General features: G+C 64.0%; 14 protein-coding genes and 1 pseudogene. 6 read left to right on the top strand and 9 right to left on the bottom strand.

Features of this window, described 5'->3' with window-relative positions; translation table 11 throughout:
• Positions 1–60: 60 nt before the first annotated feature.
• Positions 61–2,280 carry an NADP-dependent isocitrate dehydrogenase gene (locus A3M3_RS0110820; RefSeq protein ID WP_028266335.1) on the bottom strand — a complete coding sequence of 740 codons (2,220 nt, stop codon included), beginning with the start codon at positions 2,278–2,280 and terminating at the stop codon, positions 61–63.
• 210 nt (positions 2,281–2,490) lie between these two features.
• Here A3M3_RS0110820 and A3M3_RS0110815 point away from each other — a divergent pair, with 210 nt between their 5' ends.
• Positions 2,491–3,486 carry a trypsin-like serine peptidase gene (locus tag A3M3_RS0110815; RefSeq protein ID WP_028266334.1) on the top strand — a complete coding sequence of 332 codons (996 nt, stop codon included), beginning with the start codon at positions 2,491–2,493 and terminating at the stop codon, positions 3,484–3,486.
• A 174-nt stretch (positions 3,487–3,660) separates the two neighbouring features.
• The gene (locus A3M3_RS0110810; RefSeq protein WP_028266333.1) at positions 3,661–4,677 is read left to right on the top strand and encodes a trypsin-like serine peptidase; all 1,017 of its coding nucleotides are present in this window, start codon (positions 3,661–3,663) and stop codon (positions 4,675–4,677) included.
• A gap of 102 nt (positions 4,678–4,779) precedes the next feature.
• Here the strand turns inward: A3M3_RS0110810 and purH are convergent, their stop codons facing one another.
• A complete protein-coding gene (purH, locus tag A3M3_RS0110805; RefSeq protein WP_028266332.1) occupies positions 4,780–6,462 on the bottom strand; it encodes a bifunctional phosphoribosylaminoimidazolecarboxamide formyltransferase/IMP cyclohydrolase in 1,683 nt (560 codons plus the stop codon).
• 120 nt (positions 6,463–6,582) lie between these two features.
• Between purH and A3M3_RS0110800 the strand changes: the two genes are divergently transcribed.
• Complete coding sequence (locus tag A3M3_RS0110800; protein ID WP_028266331.1) at positions 6,583–7,509, top strand: N-acetylglucosamine kinase; 927 nt, start codon at positions 6,583–6,585, stop codon at positions 7,507–7,509.
• On the top strand, positions 7,493–8,446 hold the full coding sequence (gene murQ / locus A3M3_RS0110795; protein ID WP_028266330.1) for an N-acetylmuramic acid 6-phosphate etherase: 954 nt from the start codon (positions 7,493–7,495) through the stop codon (positions 8,444–8,446). Before A3M3_RS0110800 ends, murQ begins: the two co-directional genes overlap by 17 nt.
• 94 nt (positions 8,447–8,540) lie before the next feature.
• On the opposite strand, the gene purN is transcribed toward murQ, so the two are convergent.
• A complete protein-coding gene (gene purN / locus A3M3_RS0110790; protein WP_028266329.1) occupies positions 8,541–9,113 on the bottom strand; it encodes a phosphoribosylglycinamide formyltransferase in 573 nt (190 codons plus the stop codon).
• A 38-nt stretch (positions 9,114–9,151) separates the two neighbouring features.
• On the opposite strand from purN, the gene A3M3_RS0110785 reads away from it, so the two are divergent.
• Positions 9,152–9,574, top strand: a complete 423-nt coding sequence (locus tag A3M3_RS0110785; protein WP_028266328.1) for a hypothetical protein — start codon at positions 9,152–9,154, stop codon at positions 9,572–9,574.
• 31 nt (positions 9,575–9,605) lie between these two features.
• Here the strand turns inward: A3M3_RS0110785 and A3M3_RS0110780 are convergent, their stop codons facing one another.
• Positions 9,606–10,937 carry a cell division protein PerM gene (locus tag A3M3_RS0110780; protein WP_028266327.1) on the bottom strand — a complete coding sequence of 444 codons (1,332 nt, stop codon included), beginning with the start codon at positions 10,935–10,937 and terminating at the stop codon, positions 9,606–9,608.
• A 260-nt stretch (positions 10,938–11,197) separates the two neighbouring features.
• A pseudogene (locus tag A3M3_RS0110775) lies at positions 11,198–12,461 on the bottom strand (IS110 family transposase).
• Positions 12,462–12,732: 271 nt separating this feature from the next.
• On the opposite strand from A3M3_RS0110775, the gene A3M3_RS0110770 reads away from it, so the two are divergent.
• Positions 12,733–13,197 carry a DUF4383 domain-containing protein gene (locus A3M3_RS0110770; protein ID WP_028266326.1) on the top strand — a complete coding sequence of 155 codons (465 nt, stop codon included), beginning with the start codon at positions 12,733–12,735 and terminating at the stop codon, positions 13,195–13,197.
• A 156-nt stretch (positions 13,198–13,353) separates the two neighbouring features.
• Here A3M3_RS0110770 and A3M3_RS0110765 read toward each other — a convergent pair whose 3' ends face one another.
• From A3M3_RS0110765 to A3M3_RS0110750, 4 genes are all read right to left on the bottom strand, one after another.
• Positions 13,354–14,091, bottom strand: coding sequence for a maleylpyruvate isomerase family mycothiol-dependent enzyme (locus A3M3_RS0110765; protein WP_028266325.1), 738 nt, complete (start codon positions 14,089–14,091; stop codon positions 13,354–13,356).
• On the bottom strand, positions 14,091–14,915 hold the full coding sequence (locus tag A3M3_RS0110760) for a fumarylacetoacetate hydrolase family protein (protein WP_028266324.1): 825 nt from the start codon (positions 14,913–14,915) through the stop codon (positions 14,091–14,093). Before A3M3_RS0110760 ends, A3M3_RS0110765 begins: the two co-directional genes overlap by 1 nt.
• Positions 14,912–16,042 (bottom strand): cupin domain-containing protein, encoded by a 1,131-nt coding sequence (locus A3M3_RS0110755; protein ID WP_028266323.1) that lies wholly within the window; start codon positions 16,040–16,042, stop codon positions 14,912–14,914. The genes A3M3_RS0110760 and A3M3_RS0110755 overlap by 4 nt, the downstream gene beginning before the upstream one ends.
• 188 nt (positions 16,043–16,230) lie before the next feature.
• The gene (locus A3M3_RS0110750; RefSeq protein WP_028266322.1) at positions 16,231–17,031 is read right to left on the bottom strand and encodes an IclR family transcriptional regulator; all 801 of its coding nucleotides are present in this window, start codon (positions 17,029–17,031) and stop codon (positions 16,231–16,233) included.
• Positions 17,032–17,037 lie beyond the last annotated feature (6 nt).

The following is a 17,037-nucleotide window of genomic DNA, read 5'->3' as shown; positions in this document are numbered from 1 at the left end:
TTGTCGTTATGACCTCTCAAAACGACAACAACTGCGAGCTAGTTGGGCGGGGCGGGGCGCTTAGTTCAGCGTGGCCACAACTTCGTTGAGCTTTGCGGAGGGACGCATCACGGCTTCTGCCTTCGCGGCGTCGGGGCGGTAGTAGCCGCCGAGGTCGACGGGCGAGCCCTGGACACCGAGCATCTCGGCAACGATGGTTTCCTCGTTGGACGTCAGGGCCTCGGCGACGGCGGAGAAAGCCGCGGCGAGCTCGGCGTCGTCGTTCTGCTTGGCTAGTTCCTGAGCCCAGTACTTGGCGAGGTAGTAGTGGCTGCCTCGGTTATCGAGTTCACCGACCTTACGCTTCGGGGACTTGTTGTCCAGCAGGAACGTGCCTGTGGCGCGGTCAAGCGTATCGGCGAGGACCTGTGCCCGGGCGTTGCCGGTGGTGGTGGCAAGGTGCTCGAAGCTCACGGCCAAGGCAAGGAATTCGCCCAAGCTGTCCCAGCGCAAGTGGTTTTCCTGCAGGAGCTGCTGGACGTGCTTCGGGGCGGAACCGCCTGCACCGGTCTCGAACAGCCCGCCACCGTTGATCAACGGAACCACCGAAAGCATCTTGGCGCTGGTGCCGAGTTCGAGGATCGGGAACAGGTCTGTCAGGTAGTCACGCAGCACGTTGCCGGTGACTGAGATGGTGTCTTCGCCCTTGCGAATCCGCTCCAGCGTGAAGGCCGTGGCCTTCTCCGGGGACATGATTTCGATCTGCAGGCCGTCAGTGTCGTGGTCCTTCAGGTATTCCTTGACCTTAGCGATCAGCTGGGCGTCGTGGGCACGGGTCTCATCGAGCCAGAACACGGCCGGCATCTTGGAGGCGCGGGCACGTGTGACAGCAAGCTTGACCCAGTCCCGGATCGGCACGTCCTTGGTCTGGCAAGCGCGCCAGATGTCACCGGGAGCGACCTGGTGTTCGATCAGCACGGTGCCGGAGGAGTCCACCACCTGGATGGTGCCGGCGTTCTCGACCTCGAACGTCTTGTTGTGGCTGCCGTATTCCTCGGCGGCCTGGGCCATGAGGCCAACGTTGGGGACCGTACCCATGGTGGTGGGATCGAAGGCGCCGTGGGCACGGCAGTCATCGATGACCACTTGGTAGACGTCCGCATAGCAGCTGTCCGGGATGACCGCGAGAGTATCGGCTTCCTTGCCATCCGGGCCCCACATGTGGCCGGAGCTGCGGATCATTGCCGGCATCGAAGCGTCAACGATGATGTCGCTGGGAACATGCAGGTTGGTGATGCCCTTGTCGGAGTCGACCATGGCGAGCGCCGGGCCGTCTGCCAGGCCCTTCTTGATCGCCGCCCGGATGCCTTCGCGGACGTCTTCGGGGAGTTCGCCGAGGCCGTTGAGGATGGAGGCCAAGCCGTTGTTGGCGCTCAAGCCCGCGGCAGCGATCTGCTTGCCGTAGGTGTCGAAAAGCTCGGAGAAGTACGCCTTGACGACGTGGCCGAAGATGATGGGGTCCGAGACCTTCATCATGGTGGCTTTCAGGTGCGCGGAGAAGAGCACCCCTTCTTCCTTGGCACGGATTACCTGGGCAGCCAGAAACTCGTCCAGGGCCGCTGCGCGAAGCACGGTTCCGTCGACTACTTCGCCGGCGAGGACAGGGAAGGCCGGTTTGAGGACCTTGACCGTTCCGTCTTCTCGAACGATCTGGATCTTGATGGTGTCATCGGCCGGGATGACAACGGACTTCTCATTGGAGCGGAAGTCGTCCTCCGTCATGTGCGAGACGTTGGTCTTGGAATCGGCGCTCCAGGCACCCATGGAATGCGGGTTCTGCCGAGCATAGTTCTTCACCGAGAGGGGCGCACGGCGGTCCGAGTTGCCTTCGCGCAGGACCGGGTTGACGGCCGAACCCTTGATCTTGTCGTAGCGCGAGCGGATGTCCGTCTCTTCATCGGAGGAGGGGTTGTCCGGGTAGTCCGGGAGCGCATAGCCCTTGCCCTGGAGCTCCGCAATAGCGGCCTTCAGCTGTGGGACGGATGCGCTGATGTTGGGGAGCTTAATGATGTTTGCTTCGGGCTTCTTGGCCAGTTCACCAAGTTCGGCCAATGCGTCGCTGATCCGCTGCTCTTCAGTCAGGTAGTCACCGAAGACGGCGATGATTCGGCCAGCCAGCGAAATGTCGCGAGTCTCGACCTCCACGCCAGCCGTCGAGGCGAAAGCTTCCACAATCGGCAGGAACGAGTAAGTCGCCAGCATCGGCGCTTCGTCAGTGTGGGTATAGATAATCTTTGCCATTGGCGGGGCATCTCCCTGAAAGTCTGCAGATTTCAACATCTCTAACTTACCTGAGGGGGCCGCGTTGACGCCTACCGGGACGGCCATGCGCCAGGTATGCAACGTCATACCCAGACCAACCTTATGTACCAACGCGCCAAATGGGAGTAGTTTCAATGGGTCAAGCTGTGGCCGATAACACATAGCCACCCGTCGATTGGCAGGACAATCATGACAAAGAAATCACTCCCCATCACCGGTCTCCTGAGCCTCCTTACCTTCGCCTTTCTGACCCTCGGTGCCGCTGGAGGGGCGGCAGCCGCAACACCTCTTCATGCGGTTTCGAGCTTCGCGGCGCCTGGGACGTCTCAGCTCGTCAGTCTGGCAACTGCAAACACCGATCCTGCGGCCTACTGGACCCCGGAACGAATGCGAACGGCAATTCCCGGCGACGTCCTCGCCGGGAAAGCCATCGCGAGGAGTGCCGCTTCCGGCACTGCCAATGGCGCTGTCGAAGCCGGCCCGCCCGTGAAAATCGCGAGCCCCGCCAAAGGCGGCAGCTCGAGCCTGCATCAAGACGAAGACCCCATTGACCACGTCGGCAAAGTCTTCTTCACCATGGGAGCCTTCGCCTACGTCTGCTCCGGCAACGCCGTCGTGTCTGATAACGACAGTACGGTGGCCACAGCAGGACACTGCGTCAACGAAGGACCTGGGGCATTCGTCCAGAACTTCGTTTTCGTCCCCGCTTACCTCAACGGAACCGCCCCCTACGGCATCTGGCCCGCCAAAGCGCTCTACACCACTCCCCAGTGGCGCACTGCAGGCGATATCCGCTATGACACCGGATTCGCAGTCACTGCTACCGTGCACGGGCGGCACCTGGCCGACGTCGTTGGCGCCTCAGGGGTGGAGTTCAACGCAGACCGCGGACTTAGCTACCAAGCTTTCGGTTACCCTGCCGCTCCGCCTTTCGACGGTCAGTCGCTGAAGAGCTGTTCGGGCGACGCCACGAAGGATCCCATCAATCCACAGTTCAAGGCACAGGGCATTCCCTGCGACATGACCGGAGGCTCCTCGGGCGGTCCTTGGATGGTCGACTCCGAGCGGGACTCCTTCCAAAACTCCATTACGAGCTACGGCTACCCCGGCGGCCCGGCCTTGATCTACGGGCCATACTGGGGATCTGTTATCCGGGATGCCTACGAACTAGCGTCCCGATCCTAGTTCGACTGAGCATCGGGAAATCCGCAACATTCACTATTTGTCACAAGCGAAAGATCAATCTCAGAAAATTTGACTATTCTATTTACAAATTTGTCACAGGGCGCGTAGTTTCAGTTCCGTCAGTGGGTGGCCACCACAACTCGGCCGCCTTCACCCTCGATAACTAGGACAACTGTGACGAGAACCAAAACACTGGCCACAAGCCTGCTCAGTCTGACTACCGCCGGAGTGCTCGCGCTGGGATCCGGCGGCGGAGCCACCGCCGCTCCGTCCGTCGACCGCGGCACTGACGCGTCGACCGTCAGCAGCCTTTCGACGTCGGACAGTAACACCGCCGACTACTGGACTCCTGAGCGCATGAAGAACGCCGTCGCCGGCGACGTTCTCGCAGACAAAGCGCTCTCGCGCGGACAAGCCAAAGTGGACCGCGGCGCTCTCCATGTTTCATCCGGGCCGGACCGCACCCTGACAATCCAAGGCCAGAAGGCGAGCAGCGCGGCACCCCAGTCCCCCACCGTCGATCGCAAAGCCAACGCCAGCGAGTCCCCTGTTCCGCACATCGGAAAAGTGTTCTTCACCCTAGGCGGGGTGAACTATGTCTGCTCCGGCAACTCCGTCACCTCGACCAACCAAAGCACGGTGTCCACTGCGGGTCACTGCGTCAACGAGGGCCCCGGGGCGTTCTCAACCAAGTTCACGTTCGTTCCTGCGTACTCGAACGGCGCCGCCCCCTATGGCAAATGGACGGCCAAGGCGCTGTACACCACCAACCAGTGGTCCTCGAGCGGAGACATGCAGTACGACACAGGTTTTGCCGTCATGAACACCCTCAATGGCCAGAAGCTCTCAGCCGTAGTGGGCGCCTCGGGAGTCCAGTTCAATGGGGCCCGAGGGCTGGTCTACAAGTCGTTCGGCTATCCTGCAGCACCTCCCTTCGATGGCGAGTCGCTCAAGAGCTGCTCCGGCACGGCTACCGATGATCCAAAGGACCCGCAGGACAACACCCAGGGGATCCCGTGCAACATGACCGGCGGTTCTTCCGGTGGCCCGTGGTTCATCGGCACCAGCTCCGGCGGGTACCAGAACTCGGTGAGCAGCTATGGCTACGGGAGCAACTCCACCACGATGTACGGCCCGTACTGGGGCACCGTCATCCACGGCACGTACCAGGCCGCATCCACGGCACCGTAACGCGTAGCACCGCAACGAGGGACATGCCCCCCGCCCGCTCCTAGGACTGGACATATTAGCTTCATGCCCAGTCCTGACCATTTTTTGGTGGAGCGTGTGGACTTAGTGGAAGAAGTGCCGCGCACCTGTGAAGTACATCGTGATGCCTGCAGCATTGGCCGCGGCAATCACTTCCTCATCACGGACGGAGCCACCTGGCTGGACGACGGCGCGGACACCGGCATCGATCAGGATCTGCAAGCCATCGGCGAACGGGAAGAACGCATCGGAAGCAGCCACGGCACCGCGGGCGCGCTCGGGTGCGCCAGTCGCGGAGGCGTTGGAGGCACCGCCCGGGGCATCGCCGCCAGCAGCGACGTCGGACTCCATCTGAACGCCCAGGGTGTTGGCACGCTCGACAGCCAGTTTGCAGGAGTCCAGACGGTTGACCTGGCCCATGCCGATGCCCACTGCGGCGCCATTGTCGGCAAGGAGGATTGCGTTGGACTTGGCGGCGCGGCAAGCGGTCCAAGCAAACGCGAGATCGGCCAGCGTGGCGTCGTCGGCGGCTTCGCCCGCGGCGAGGGTCCAGTTGGCGGGGTTGTCGCCGTCGGCGTCCACCTTGTCGGCTTGCTGGACAAGGACGCCGCCCGAGACCTGGCGGATCTCCGTCGGGTAGCGGCCGTAGCCGTCCGGAAGGGCCAACAGGCGGATGTTCTTCTTCTTGGACAGGATGTCAACCGCTTCCGGCTCGAAGCCCGGGGCGATGACAACCTCGGTGAAGATCCCGGCCACGGTGCGTGCCATGCCCGCTGTGACAATACTGTTGGCCGCGATGACGCCGCCGAAGGCGGACACGGGATCGCAAGCGTGGGCCTTGGCGTGGGCGTCGGCAATGGGGTCCTCGGCATCCGCGGAGCCAACGGCCACGCCGCACGGATTGGCGTGCTTGATGATGGCAACGGCCGGCTCGGAGAAATCGAAGGCTGCGCGCAAGGCGGCATCGGCGTCGACGAAGTTGTTATAGCTCATGGCTTTGCCGTGCAGCTGGTCTGCTTGGGCGATACCGGCGGGCGCGGCCTTGTCCACGTAGAGGGCCGCCTGCTGGTGTGGGTTCTCGCCGTACCGCAGCACTTCGGAGCGTTCCAAGGCCAGGCCTGCATAGGCGGGCCAGTCGATGATGCCGTCGCCGTCCTCGTCGAGGAACTGGCTGGCGGTCCAGGTGGCAACGGCCGTGTCGTACGTTGCAGTGTGGGCGAAGGCCTTCGCTGCGAGGCGGCGGCGGGTCTTCAGGTCGAAGCCTCCGGCAGCGGCGGCTTCCACCACGGCACCGTAAAAGGTGGGGTCAACCACGATCGCGACGGCGGCGTGGTTCTTCGCGGCCGAACGCACCATGGCGGGACCCCCGATGTCGATCTGTTCGACGACGTCGTCCTGGGCTGCGCCGGAGCGGACAGTCTCCACGAACGGGTAAAGGTTCACCACCACCAGGTCGAACGGTTCGATGTCCATGCGGGCGAGCGTTTCCATGTGGGCGGGAACCCGACGATCGGCCAGGATGCCGCCGTGAACGCGCGGGTGCAGGGTCTTCACGCGGCCGTCGAGCATCTCCGGGGAACCGGTGACTTCTTCGACTTCCTTGACCGGAATACCGGCCGCGGCGATCCGCTTTGCGGTGGAGCCGGTGGAGACGATGGCGACTCCTGCTGCGTGCAGGCCCTTCGCGAGCTCCTCCAGCCCCGTCTTGTCGTAAACCGAGATCAGTGCACGGCGGATGGGAACACGGTCAAGCTGCGTCAAGCTCACAAAAGTCTCCGTCTTATGTCGCGGGATTCCACGGTTGCTGGGGATACGGGCAAGTTTATCGTGTTGTGGCTCCACTTCGATTTTCGAGACGCGGCACTGCCCGCAACATAAGGTGGGGCCATGGGTTCCGAGAATGTGATTTTGGTGGCCGACGTCGGCAAGAGCCGGTGCCGGGTTGAACTCAGGCAGGGCGATAAAGTGTTGGGTTCGGCGGACCAGCATGGTTTCCCCGGCTTGGGGATGGATCACGGAGCCCGGTTCGCATTCGAGCTGCTCGCGGATACCGCCGCCATGCTGCCGGCCGGGGTCCCGAGCGATTCCATGTGGCGAATCGGCGCCGCCGTAGCCGGAGTTGAGGCCTCCGCGGAGAACTCCCGTGAGCTCGCGGCCCTGCTTTCCGAACGCTTCCGGGTGCCCGCTGCTGTCCTCTCGGATGCCACGGCCGCCCACCTTGGCGCCCTCCAGGGTGCACCGGGAACCGTGCTGATTGTGGGCACCGGCGCCGTAGCCTTCCGCTTTGACGACGCCGGTAACCTTCACCGTGCCGATGGGTGGGGTCCTCTCTTGGGCGATCTGGGAAGCGGCCGCTGGATCGGCCAGCAGGGCCTTCAGGCCGCACTGCAAGCGCACGACGGCGGCCCGGCCACTTCGTTGCTCGCTGCGGCCACCGCGCTGGCCGGTTCGCCCGCGCGGCTTCCCGCGTGGCTCGCCGAGTCCGACAACCCGGCCCGGACAATGGCGGGGTTCACGCTCGAAGTGCTGCACGCGGCGGAGGCTGGAGACGCCGTCGGCCGCTCCCTCCTGCACGAAGCGTGCAGGCTTCTCGTGAACACAGTGACCCTTGCCTCAGACGATTCGAAGCGGGTGGCGCTCCTTGGCGGGGTAGTGAAATCGGAGTTCTTTGCCGGGCTCTTGCACAACGCCCTCGCTTCGGCTGGGATTGAGGTGGTTGCGCGGCTCGGCGATGGGATGGACGGTGCCGCCCTCGCAGCGAACCGCCGCGGGCTCCTTCAGGAAAGGTATATTCACCGTGACGGAACAGTCTGACGCAGCTCCCCCCGAAGACGAGCTCAAGGAACTCCGCTCCGAGCTCGCGGGCCTCCAAACCGAAGCCGCATTGCCCACGCTGGGTGAATTGGACACGATGGGAACGGCCGAGCTCGTCTCCGCCATGAACGAACAGAACCGGGGAGTCCCGGCCGCCGTCGAACGCGCCAGCGGGCAGATCGCCGCGGTGGTCGATGCCGTAGCGGAACGCCTCGCGCTCGGTGGGCGGCTGATCTATGTGGGCGCCGGAACGGCAGGGCGGCTCGGTGTCCTGGACGCGAGCGAATGCCCGCCCACCTTCGGCACTCCCCCGGGTCTCGTCGTCGGGATCATCGCCGGCGGCGTCCAGGCCATCCAGAAACCAGTGGAGTACGCCGAGGACAACGCCACGGCCGGAGCCCGGGACCTGCACGACATCAGCGTGACCGAGGAGGACGCCGTCGTCGGGATTTCGGCGTCCGGACGCACTCCCTACGTGATCGGCGCGCTCGAGGAAGCCCGCAGCCGTGGGGCATTTACGGCATCGCTTGCCTGCAACCACGACTCCCCCATCAGCAAACTGGCGGACGTGGCGATCGACGTCGTGGTCGGTCCGGAGTTCGTTGCCGGCTCCACGCGGCTCAAGGCGGGTACTGCTCAAAAGCTCGTCCTCAATATGATCAGCACGCTCGCCATGGTCAAGCTCGGCAAGACCTACGGAAACCTGATGGTGGATCTGCGCGCCACCAACAAGAAGCTCCTTGCGAGGTCCCAGCGAACCGTCCAACATGCCACGGGCGTGGATGCGGAGACAGCGATTCGCGCACTGGATTCGGTGGGTGGTTCGGTGAAGGCGGCCATCCTGGTGGTGCTGACAGGTATCGATCCCGGGCAGGCGAAGAGTGCTTTGGACGCGGCCGGAGGCTTCCTGCGGAGGGCGATCCAGGACCACGGATAGGGAGCCTTCCCCATGCCCAACTAACTCGCATTAGTTGTCGTTTTGAGCCGTCATAACGACAACTAATGCGAGTCAGTTGGGGGGTGCACGAGACTCAGGCGTGCTTTCCCGCCGCAAGCTCTGCGAGGGTCCGGACCAAGAGCCGGCGTTCGACTACCTTGATGCGTTCGTGCAGGGTGTCCTCAGTGTCGTCCGGGGCGATCGCGACAGCTTCCTGGGCGATGATAGGGCCGGTGTCCACGCCGGCGTCGGCCCAGTGGACAGTGCAGCCCGTCACCTTCACTCCATAGGCCATCGCATCGCGGACTCCGTGAGCCCCCGGGAAGGCCGGCAACAGCGCCGGGTGGGTGTTCAGGTATTTGCCGCCGAACGCATCGATAAATTCCGGGCTGACAATCCGCATGAACCCCGAGGAAACCACCACGTCCGGGTGGTACGCGGCAACGGCCGTGGTCAGCGCGGCGTTCCAATCGGCCCGGTCAGCATAGTCCTTGAAGTCCACCACGAAGGTATCCAGCCCTGCCTCGGCGGAGCGTTCCACGCCGTATGTGCCCGGCCTGTCGGCACCTACGGCTGCGATCTCAACGTCCAGCTCGCCCGCTTTCACGGCGTCGATAACTGACTGGAGGTTGGAACCGGTACCGGAGACGAGGACAACAATGCGCATTGCACTAGCTTATGGGTGGCTCGCGTAGGCTGGAAAACATGAATTCCGGCGTTGGACCCAGCCCTCAGCAGCATCCACAAAGCGAAGCTGCCAAATCAGCGCTTGCAATTACCCAAACGTTGTTCAGGTCATTCCTGCTCACTGTGCTTGGCGCCATCTTCGTCTACGTCCTGAACATCAGCTACGTCTGGCTCAGTGCCGTCCTCACCGTCATCGCGGGGGTGCTTGGCGTGGTGGTTCTCGTCCGCACCATCAGGTTCAAGCAGCCGCGCATCGTGTTACTCGGCACCATCTCCGGGCTGGTAGTCACAGCCATCATGTGCGTACTGGTGCTGACTGCAGTCGTCTTCTTCCAACAAATCCGCACCTTGCAGGACTGCGCGCGGAGCGCACTGACGCTCCAGGCCCAAAACTCCTGCCAAGTGGACTTCCAAAAGTCCGTTCCCACCGGGTTGCGCTAGCCCAGCCACACGCCAAGGCGCGGTAGACACTTTAGCCGCGGTCGCCGTCGTACGCGGGAGCGTCAAGGTCCGCTTCGCGAAGCTTCTGCCGCCGCTCGAGCCACGGCCCTACCGAGTAACCGATCACGACGCCGATCCCCACCTCCGCAGCGATCCAGCTTGCCGTCCACAGGGGGTCGGGGCCGATCGCGGTGAGGCGTCCAATTCCAGCGGAACCGCGCGCCAGCCAAGCCAGGACGCCCGCCAGGGCACCCGCAACCACGCCTATGAGCGCACCCAGGATCAGTGTGGAAACAGTAGCCGTGAACCAGCGCGCCCTGATCTTGATGGAGAGCCATTCGTCGAAATGGTTCTCGCCCGCACGCAGGAACCACCAGCCCGCCAACAGGCCGGCGATCACCGGAAGCGCGAGGGCCGCGGTACCGAAGTCGAGCTGCCCGGTGGGCAGTGCCCCGAAGATGGGAATGGCAGGAAGGGGTCCGACGGCGGTACCCAGCGGCCCGGCGTGCGAGCCTATGCCAAGATCGAACCCGGCGCCGGAGGACCAAGCCAGGGTGAAAACCGCCAGGTTGGGCAGGTAGCCGAGCTGGGCGATCGTCAGGACGCCACCGCCCAGGGCCCCGGCTTTCAGGCCTTCGTAGACGGCGACGATGTCCGTCCAATGGATGACGAGATCGACGGCAAGCAACGAGGCTGCAAGTGTCAGGGCACCCATGGTCGCAACGAACCCGGCTATGATGGCGGAGCCGAAATAAGACCCGGCCCAACGGGAATGTTGGCTGGTGCGTGCGAGCCAATCGACGGCGTCGACGCCAATGAGCCTGCTCCAGGAGCCGGACTCGCGCCGGGCACCTACCACCATGCCGAGGCCGAATGGGATGAGCGGCAGCAATGCGGCGAACCAGATGTTGACGACAACATCCCCGTTGCGGCAGATGAATCCGGTGGCCGCGCCAAATGCTCCGTAGACAAGCAACGCCCCGAAGAAGGCCTGCCAAAGCTGGTCTGTGTAGGATGCCCGGGCTAGTCGGCGGCCGGCGCGCCAAGCAAGGAGGAAGGGAACCAGGGTCAGGCCGAGGGGGATGAGCGACAACATGCCGGAGCCCGGGAGGCCCGCGGTTCCTATGTTGACCGTGGCAAGCTGAAGAGGGACACCATGGACCAGCAGCCAGGTTTGACCGGCCAAGCGTGCCAGGAAATCGATGCTGTGGTCCTGGAAGCCATCGGTGGCCCAGACACCCACCAGCGGCAGGACCACCACGAGCGCCGAGATGATGGCGGCCTGGACCGACTCAAGGGCACCCTGCAACCACAAAGGCATGGGCAGGCCACGGTTACCAGTCTGATCAGCGCGCAGTTTCATCGTGTCCTATCGTGCCACGGCGTGCCCCACTCCCCCGGCAGGCGCCCGCAGATCCCGCCAATCCCCTCAACGCTCCGTCACCTTTGACGCATCTCCGAGCGACGCTCGCTCATCTATAACCCCCGAAAGCGAAACGCTCCTGCACACCCGCCGTCGCGCCGTCGCATAAGTGAGCGTGCGTCCGGGGAAACCCGCGAACAAGTGCAGGAGGATCGCCGGCGGGAAACCAGCCAAAAGTGAGCGTGCCCCTATGTTTTTTGTCAAGCTGCTGTGGGTGTTCGTGCTTGGTAGAGGGTTCCGTCTCGGAGCATGGCGTAGAGGGTGTCGCAGCGGCGTCTGGCGAGGGCGATGAGGGCTTGGTTGTGTCGTTTTCCTTCGGCTCGTTTGCGGTCGTAGTAGGCGCGCGAGAGCGGGTCTTTCAGTGCGGCGAAGGCGGAGAGGTAGAGGGCGCGTTTGAGGACTTTGTTGCCTTTCCGGGAGGCGCGGTCGGCACGGATGGAGGTCCCGGATCGCCAGGTCACCGGTGTCAGGCCTGCGCAGGATGCCAGGTGCGCCGCTGAGGCGAAGTCTTTCCCGACGACTTCGGTGAGGATCCGTGCTGCTGTCCTGACGCCGACCGCCGGCAGTGACGTCAGGACGTGGTGAAGAGGGTGGGCCTCCACGAGGGCTTCGACCTGGGCATAAACGGTAGCGCGGGCTTCGTGGAACGCGGCGAGCATGCCCGCGAGCTGGGGCAGCACGATCGTGGCGGCGTTCGTGCCGACCACGACCACGGTTTGCTTGCCCAGGGCCTCGATGATCTCATCGGCGAGGCGTTCGCCCATCCGGGGCGCGAGCTTTCCCAGCCGGTTCCCGATCCGGCGCCGGCCGGCATGACGCAAGGCCTCCGGGGTGGGCCAGGTCCGCAGCAGGTCCAGCACGGCAGGGTGGTCCAGGCGCGGGCCAAGAACACGCTCCAGTGCCGGGTGGATCTGGGTGAGCAGACCGCGGATCCGGTTGGAAGTCGCAGTGATCTGTTTGGCCAGGTCATCGTCGAAACCGCAGAGCATGCTCAGCTCGGCGAGCTGGGTGTCGGCGAGTTGGACCGAGCGCAGGGCGTGGGGCATGGTGCGTGCGGCGTCGGCGATGATGAACGCGTCCCGGGCATCGGTCTTCGCCTCTCCCGGGTGCAGATCCGCGATCCGCCGCATCGCCAGGCCCGGCAGGTAACCGACGGGCATGCCGGCGGCCTGGGCCACGGCCACCGGGAGCGCCCCGATCGTCGCGGGCTGATCGACGACCAGCAACGCCTGTCCGTGGCCTTGAAACTCGGCCAGGATCTCACGGATCCGGGCCTCGTCATTGGGCAATGCCCGGTCCAGCAGCTTCTTCCCGGCCCGGTCCAAGGCAACGGCGTGGTGTTCGCCCTTGCCGACGTCCAAGCCAATGAAAACGTCAACGGTTTCGTGGTTTCTGATCACCTGGCACCTCCAGTCGCGGGTCATCCTCCAGTGCCGGCCCGTCAGCGGTGTCAGGGCCCGGCATCCACGTTACGCACGACGATCCCAAACTGTCCTGCCCCTATTAGCGGTCTCCCTGGCACCTGCCAAGCCCCGGTGACAACACGCTCAGGATCATGCATCGACAGAGCGTCACAATCATGCCGGGACGGCAGGCCAACACACCCATATCCTGCACCAGGAAAGGGCTACGAAAAAGGTAACGAGCGTCCGGGGATGCCAAGCCGCCCCCGGGCGCTTTTTGCATATGTCAGACGTAAAATTGGAGTGTTCGCAAGAGGTGGATGGAGGGCATAATGACTACCGCAACCCCACATGCGCACGGTATTCACTTCGGACGTACAGACGTCCAGAACATCGGCATGGGTGTGGGTATTCTGATGGCGCTGGTGGGCCTTCTCGGATTCATTCCGGGCATCACCATGCGGTACGGGGAATTGCAGTTCTTCGGACCAAATTCGCACGCAATGCTCCTGGGCGTGTTCCAGGTGTCGCTGCTGCTCAACATTGTGCAGCTAATCATTGGCGGAACCAGTTGGGCGATGTCCCGCTCGGGCGGTCTTGGCGCGCGCAATATCCTCATGAGTTTCGGCGCCTTGTACATCGTGCTCAGCGTGTACGGGTTGAGTGTCGGAGTCGATTCGGCGGCTAACTTCCTGTCACTGAACACTCTCGACAACTGGACGTTCATGGTTCTGGGCATCCTGATGATCGCCGCAGGCTGGATGTTTTCACGGCATCTGGCTGACGACGCAAAATAGATCTCTTCATAAGCCCGGATTGAGCTAGCCCGGGACTATAGGAGCCGCCAATGGGTAGGATCTACAGCCACATCTGAATAGTCAAACAAGCGGTTGGTACAGTTCCTGCGGTGAAGAAGCCGGGAGCTGTACCAACCTTCTTTGTGTCCGACGCCGTCAGATCCACTTGGGTGCGGCCGGCACCTGTCCGGCAGTCCCGTCAGCGCCCACGCCGTGGGTGCCACGCCCCGTGGCCCACTGCACGACGGCGGGGAGCGGCCCGGTGATCACGACGGCGGCGTCCGGGTCCCCGAACGTGAGGTCGCTGTCCGTCACGCGAACCTTCAGGCCTTTGTCGGTGCCTCGGGTGTGCCAGGCGCCGGTGATGTCTTTCAGGAGCCGTTCCAGTACCGGGGCGGGGATGTCGGCAAAGGTTGCCCCGTTGTCCAGGTCCACGGCGTGGACCCAGACTTCGCGTGAGCGCATCCAGACCGTCTCGGAGGCGGGGACGTCGCGGCCTTGGATGGTCCGGACGGTGTGGTGCCAGGCGTCGTCGGGCAAGTCGCGCCATTCCACGCTCAGGTGCACCGCGGAGTGGTCGAAGAGGTTCCGCAGCGCAATGGGGGAAAGGGTGGCGCCGAACTCGATCTCCTCGTCCCGCACCGCAAAGGAGGGGTACATCGGGGTCTCGATCCCGGTGGCGGCCCACTCGATCAGCCGGGCGATCGCACGGGCGTTGTAGCCGATGTGCGCGGCGATGTGGCGGCGGCTCCAGCCGGGAAGCAGGGAGTCGCCGTCGAGCTGGGCGTCGGTGAGTTCGTTGAGTTTGCGGGCGAAGAACGCGGTCCCGCGCCGGGCCTGCAGGAGTTGCGCCTGCAGGCCCGGATCGGTGGTGAGGTCGTGGCGGGCGACCATCAGGCTTCCTTGACCACACGGTTGTTCAGTTGGCCCAGGCCCTCGATGGTGGTGACCAGGAGCTGGCCTTCCTGCAAGTACCGCTTGGGATCCTGGGCGTGGCCCACCCCGCCCGGGGTGCCGGTCGCGATGACATCGCCCGGGTTCAGGGTGATGATCGTGGAGATGTAGGAGACCAGGAATTCCGGGGTGAACACGAGGTCCCCGGTGGGGGTGCTCTGCTGGACCTCACCGTCCACGGCGGAGGTCATGAGCGGCCCGGCGGTGAACTCGTCCGTGGTGACCAGGGCCGGGCCGAAGGGGGTGGACTTTTCCCAGGTCTTGCCTTGGAGCCACTGGATGGTGCGGAACTGGTAGTCGCGCATGGACACATCGTTCAGCACCGAGTACCCGGCGATGTGATCGGCCGCGTCGGCTTCGCTGATGCGCCGGCCCTTCTTGCCGATCACGACCGCGAGCTCGGCTTCCCAGTCAACCGCGTCGGACTCCTGCGGCAACGCGAGGTCGTCGTTGGGCCCGATCAGGGATTCCTGGTATTTGGCGAACAAGGTGGGGTATTCGGGGATTTCCCGGCCCATTTCCTTGATGTGGTTGCGGTAGTTGTGCCCGACGCAGATGATCTTGCCCGGTGCGGGCACGACGGCGGCGAGGTCGGCGCCGTCGTACGCGTGCGTTGCGCCGTTGGCTGCCTGCGCGATGGACGCCCAAGCGGGGTCCTGCAAGAGGGCTCCGACATCGGAGAAGCCCTCGATCTCGGTGAGGGTGTCGCCGTCCTGACGGACCGCCGTCGTGCCTTCAGTGGTACGGAGGGTGAGGAGTCTCATTTGTTGCGTCCTTCGATGTACGTGCGGTTGAAGTTCAGTCGTTCGAAAATGGGGGCGTCGCTGAAGCGGAACAAGTCAAACGAAGTTTCGGCCTGCAGCGACCATGCGGTCCAGGACGGGACCACGAACAGGTCGCCCTTCGCCAGGGTCTTGGTCTCCCCGTTCAGCACCACGGTGCCGGTGCCTTCGAAGACCTGCCAGACGCTCGAGCCGACCTCGCGCAGCGACTCGGTGGAGGCCCCGGCGCGCAAGCGGTGGAACTCGGCCCGGATGGTGGGCATGACGTCCCCGCCCGTGGTCGGGTTGGTATAGCGCACGGCGGCATGGCCCTGGGAGACGGTGGCGGGGTGGCCTTCGTCTTCAAGGAGCAATTGCTCGCGGAGGGCCGCATCGGTGTGTTCCCAGCGGTATGCCGCGATGGGTGAGTTGGTGGTGTCATCCAGCCCGGAGAGCGGGCGCAGGCCCGGGTGGGCCCAGAGCCGCTCGGAACGGGAGATGTCCGGGGTGGCCTCGTCCGTGACGCGCTCGGTGCCGAACTCGAAGAACCCGGCGTCGGCGTAATGCACGAACGGGATGTCGAGCCCGTCGATCCAGGCCATCGGCTGATCGGTGTCGTTGTGGTGGCCATGGAAGTTCCAACCCGGCGTGAGCAGGAAGTCCCCGCGGCGCATTGCTACCGGGTCCCCGTTCACCACGGTCCACACGCCTTCGCCCTCGACGACGAAGCGGAAGGCGTTTTGCGAGTGGCGGTGCTCCGGGGCTGTCTCGTGCGCACCCAGGTACTGGATCGCAGCCCACAGGGTCGGCGTGGCATACGGGGTGTTGCCCAGGCCCGGGTTCGCCAACGCGATGGCCCGGCGTTCCCCGCCGCGGCCCACGGGAACCAGGTCCCCGGCGCGGGCGGCCAAGGGGTACAGATCGTTCCAGCGCCACACGTGCGGCACGGCTTTCGGGGAAGGAACCATCGGCATCAAGTCCGCGATCTCGGTCCAGAGCGGGATCAGGTTCTCTTTGTCGAAATCCTTATACAGCTGCTTGAGCTGGGCAGCCTCTTCGGGCGTCGGCTCCGGAACCGCATGCGCGGCGGCAACCGACTCGTGTGTTGTGTTATCGGCGCTGATGGACACAGGGGCCTCCTCGGGGGTACGGAACAGTTTTGGCGTACTCCAGACCCTAGAGAGACTGGACGGTGATCTCCAACATATTCTGTACAGCAGAATCTTTGCCCCACCCAGTCCCCACCGGCCCAACTAGCTCGCAATAGATGTCGCTATGGGCCCTCAAAACGACGTCTACTGCGAGCTAGTTGGGAAGGTTAGGGCTCGGGTTCGGCCGGATTGGCAGCGATATCGATCTCCAATTGGCGCCGGGTTTCCCGCATGATGCCCACCAGTCCGCCGTCGAAGAGCCGACGGAACCTAGCCACCGGGGTCGCTACGCTCAAGGCTCCTACTGCAACCCCGTGCCTGTTGTGGAGGGCCATGCCCAAGGCGCTGATTCCTTCCTCGGTGCCTTCGAAATTCGCCGCAAATCCGTTGCTGCGGATACTCTCAAGCTCACGGAGGAAAGCAGGATACTCCGCGTCCGGAATCATGTCCCCGCCAATCTCAGCGTTCTGGCTGCGGAACAATTGCTCAATCATCGCGGGCTCCAGCTCAGCCAGGATTGCCTTGCCGCCGGATGCTTTGTTGGCTGGCAACACGGTTCCCTGCCTGTCCCCCACGCGCAAGGCATTGGTGCCTTCCACCGTGGCCAGAAACCTCACCTTGGTGCCGACCCGAACCATGAGGTTGACGGTCTCGTTGATCCTGCCGCTCAAGAGCTCCATGTGGGGTTGTGCCAGCGAGCGCAGCAGCCGGGTCCAGCTGAGTCCGGCCGGTCCAACACCCATTGCTGGCCCGGGAACGTATCGCCGGGTCTCGTCCTGGACCGCGAATCCCCGGTACACCAACATGGCCAGCAACCTGTGGGCGGTGGAGGGTGCGACCTCCAGTTCGGCGGCTGCGTCCTTGAGCCGAAGGCTGCCGCCGTCGCGCAAGAGCTGGAGGAGTTGCAGGGCGTTGTCTACAGCTTCAATGGAGTAGGCCGGCTTCTTGCGAGCTGGAAGATTCTGCACGACAGA

This window comes from Arthrobacter sp. MA-N2 (assembly GCF_000517125.1).
GTDB classification, from domain to species: domain Bacteria; phylum Actinomycetota; class Actinomycetes; order Actinomycetales; family Micrococcaceae; genus Arthrobacter; species Arthrobacter methylotrophus.
The sequence above is the reverse complement of the archived record's forward strand: the minus strand, read 5'-3'. Positions and strand labels throughout refer to the sequence as shown.

Excerpts from the sequence above, each read along its gene's own strand:
- A3M3_RS0110820 (WP_028266335.1), bottom strand. The coding sequence starts at position 2,280 with ATGGCAAAGATTATCTATACCCACACTGACGAAGCGCCGATGCTGGCG.
- A3M3_RS0110815 (WP_028266334.1), top strand. The coding sequence starts at position 2,491 with ATGACAAAGAAATCACTCCCCATCACCGGTCTCCTGAGCCTCCTTACC.
- A3M3_RS0110800 (WP_028266331.1), top strand. The coding sequence starts at position 6,583 with ATGGGTTCCGAGAATGTGATTTTGGTGGCCGACGTCGGCAAGAGCCGG.
- purN (WP_028266329.1), bottom strand. The coding sequence starts at position 9,113 with ATGCGCATTGTTGTCCTCGTCTCCGGTACCGGTTCCAACCTCCAGTCA.
- A3M3_RS0110785 (WP_028266328.1), top strand. The coding sequence starts at position 9,152 with ATGAATTCCGGCGTTGGACCCAGCCCTCAGCAGCATCCACAAAGCGAA.
- A3M3_RS0110780 (WP_028266327.1), bottom strand. The coding sequence starts at position 10,937 with ATGAAACTGCGCGCTGATCAGACTGGTAACCGTGGCCTGCCCATGCCT.
- A3M3_RS0110770 (WP_028266326.1), top strand. The coding sequence starts at position 12,733 with ATGACTACCGCAACCCCACATGCGCACGGTATTCACTTCGGACGTACA.
- A3M3_RS0110765 (WP_028266325.1), bottom strand. The coding sequence starts at position 14,091 with ATGGTCGCCCGCCACGACCTCACCACCGATCCGGGCCTGCAGGCGCAA.
- A3M3_RS0110760 (WP_028266324.1), bottom strand. The coding sequence starts at position 14,915 with ATGAGACTCCTCACCCTCCGTACCACTGAAGGCACGACGGCGGTCCGT.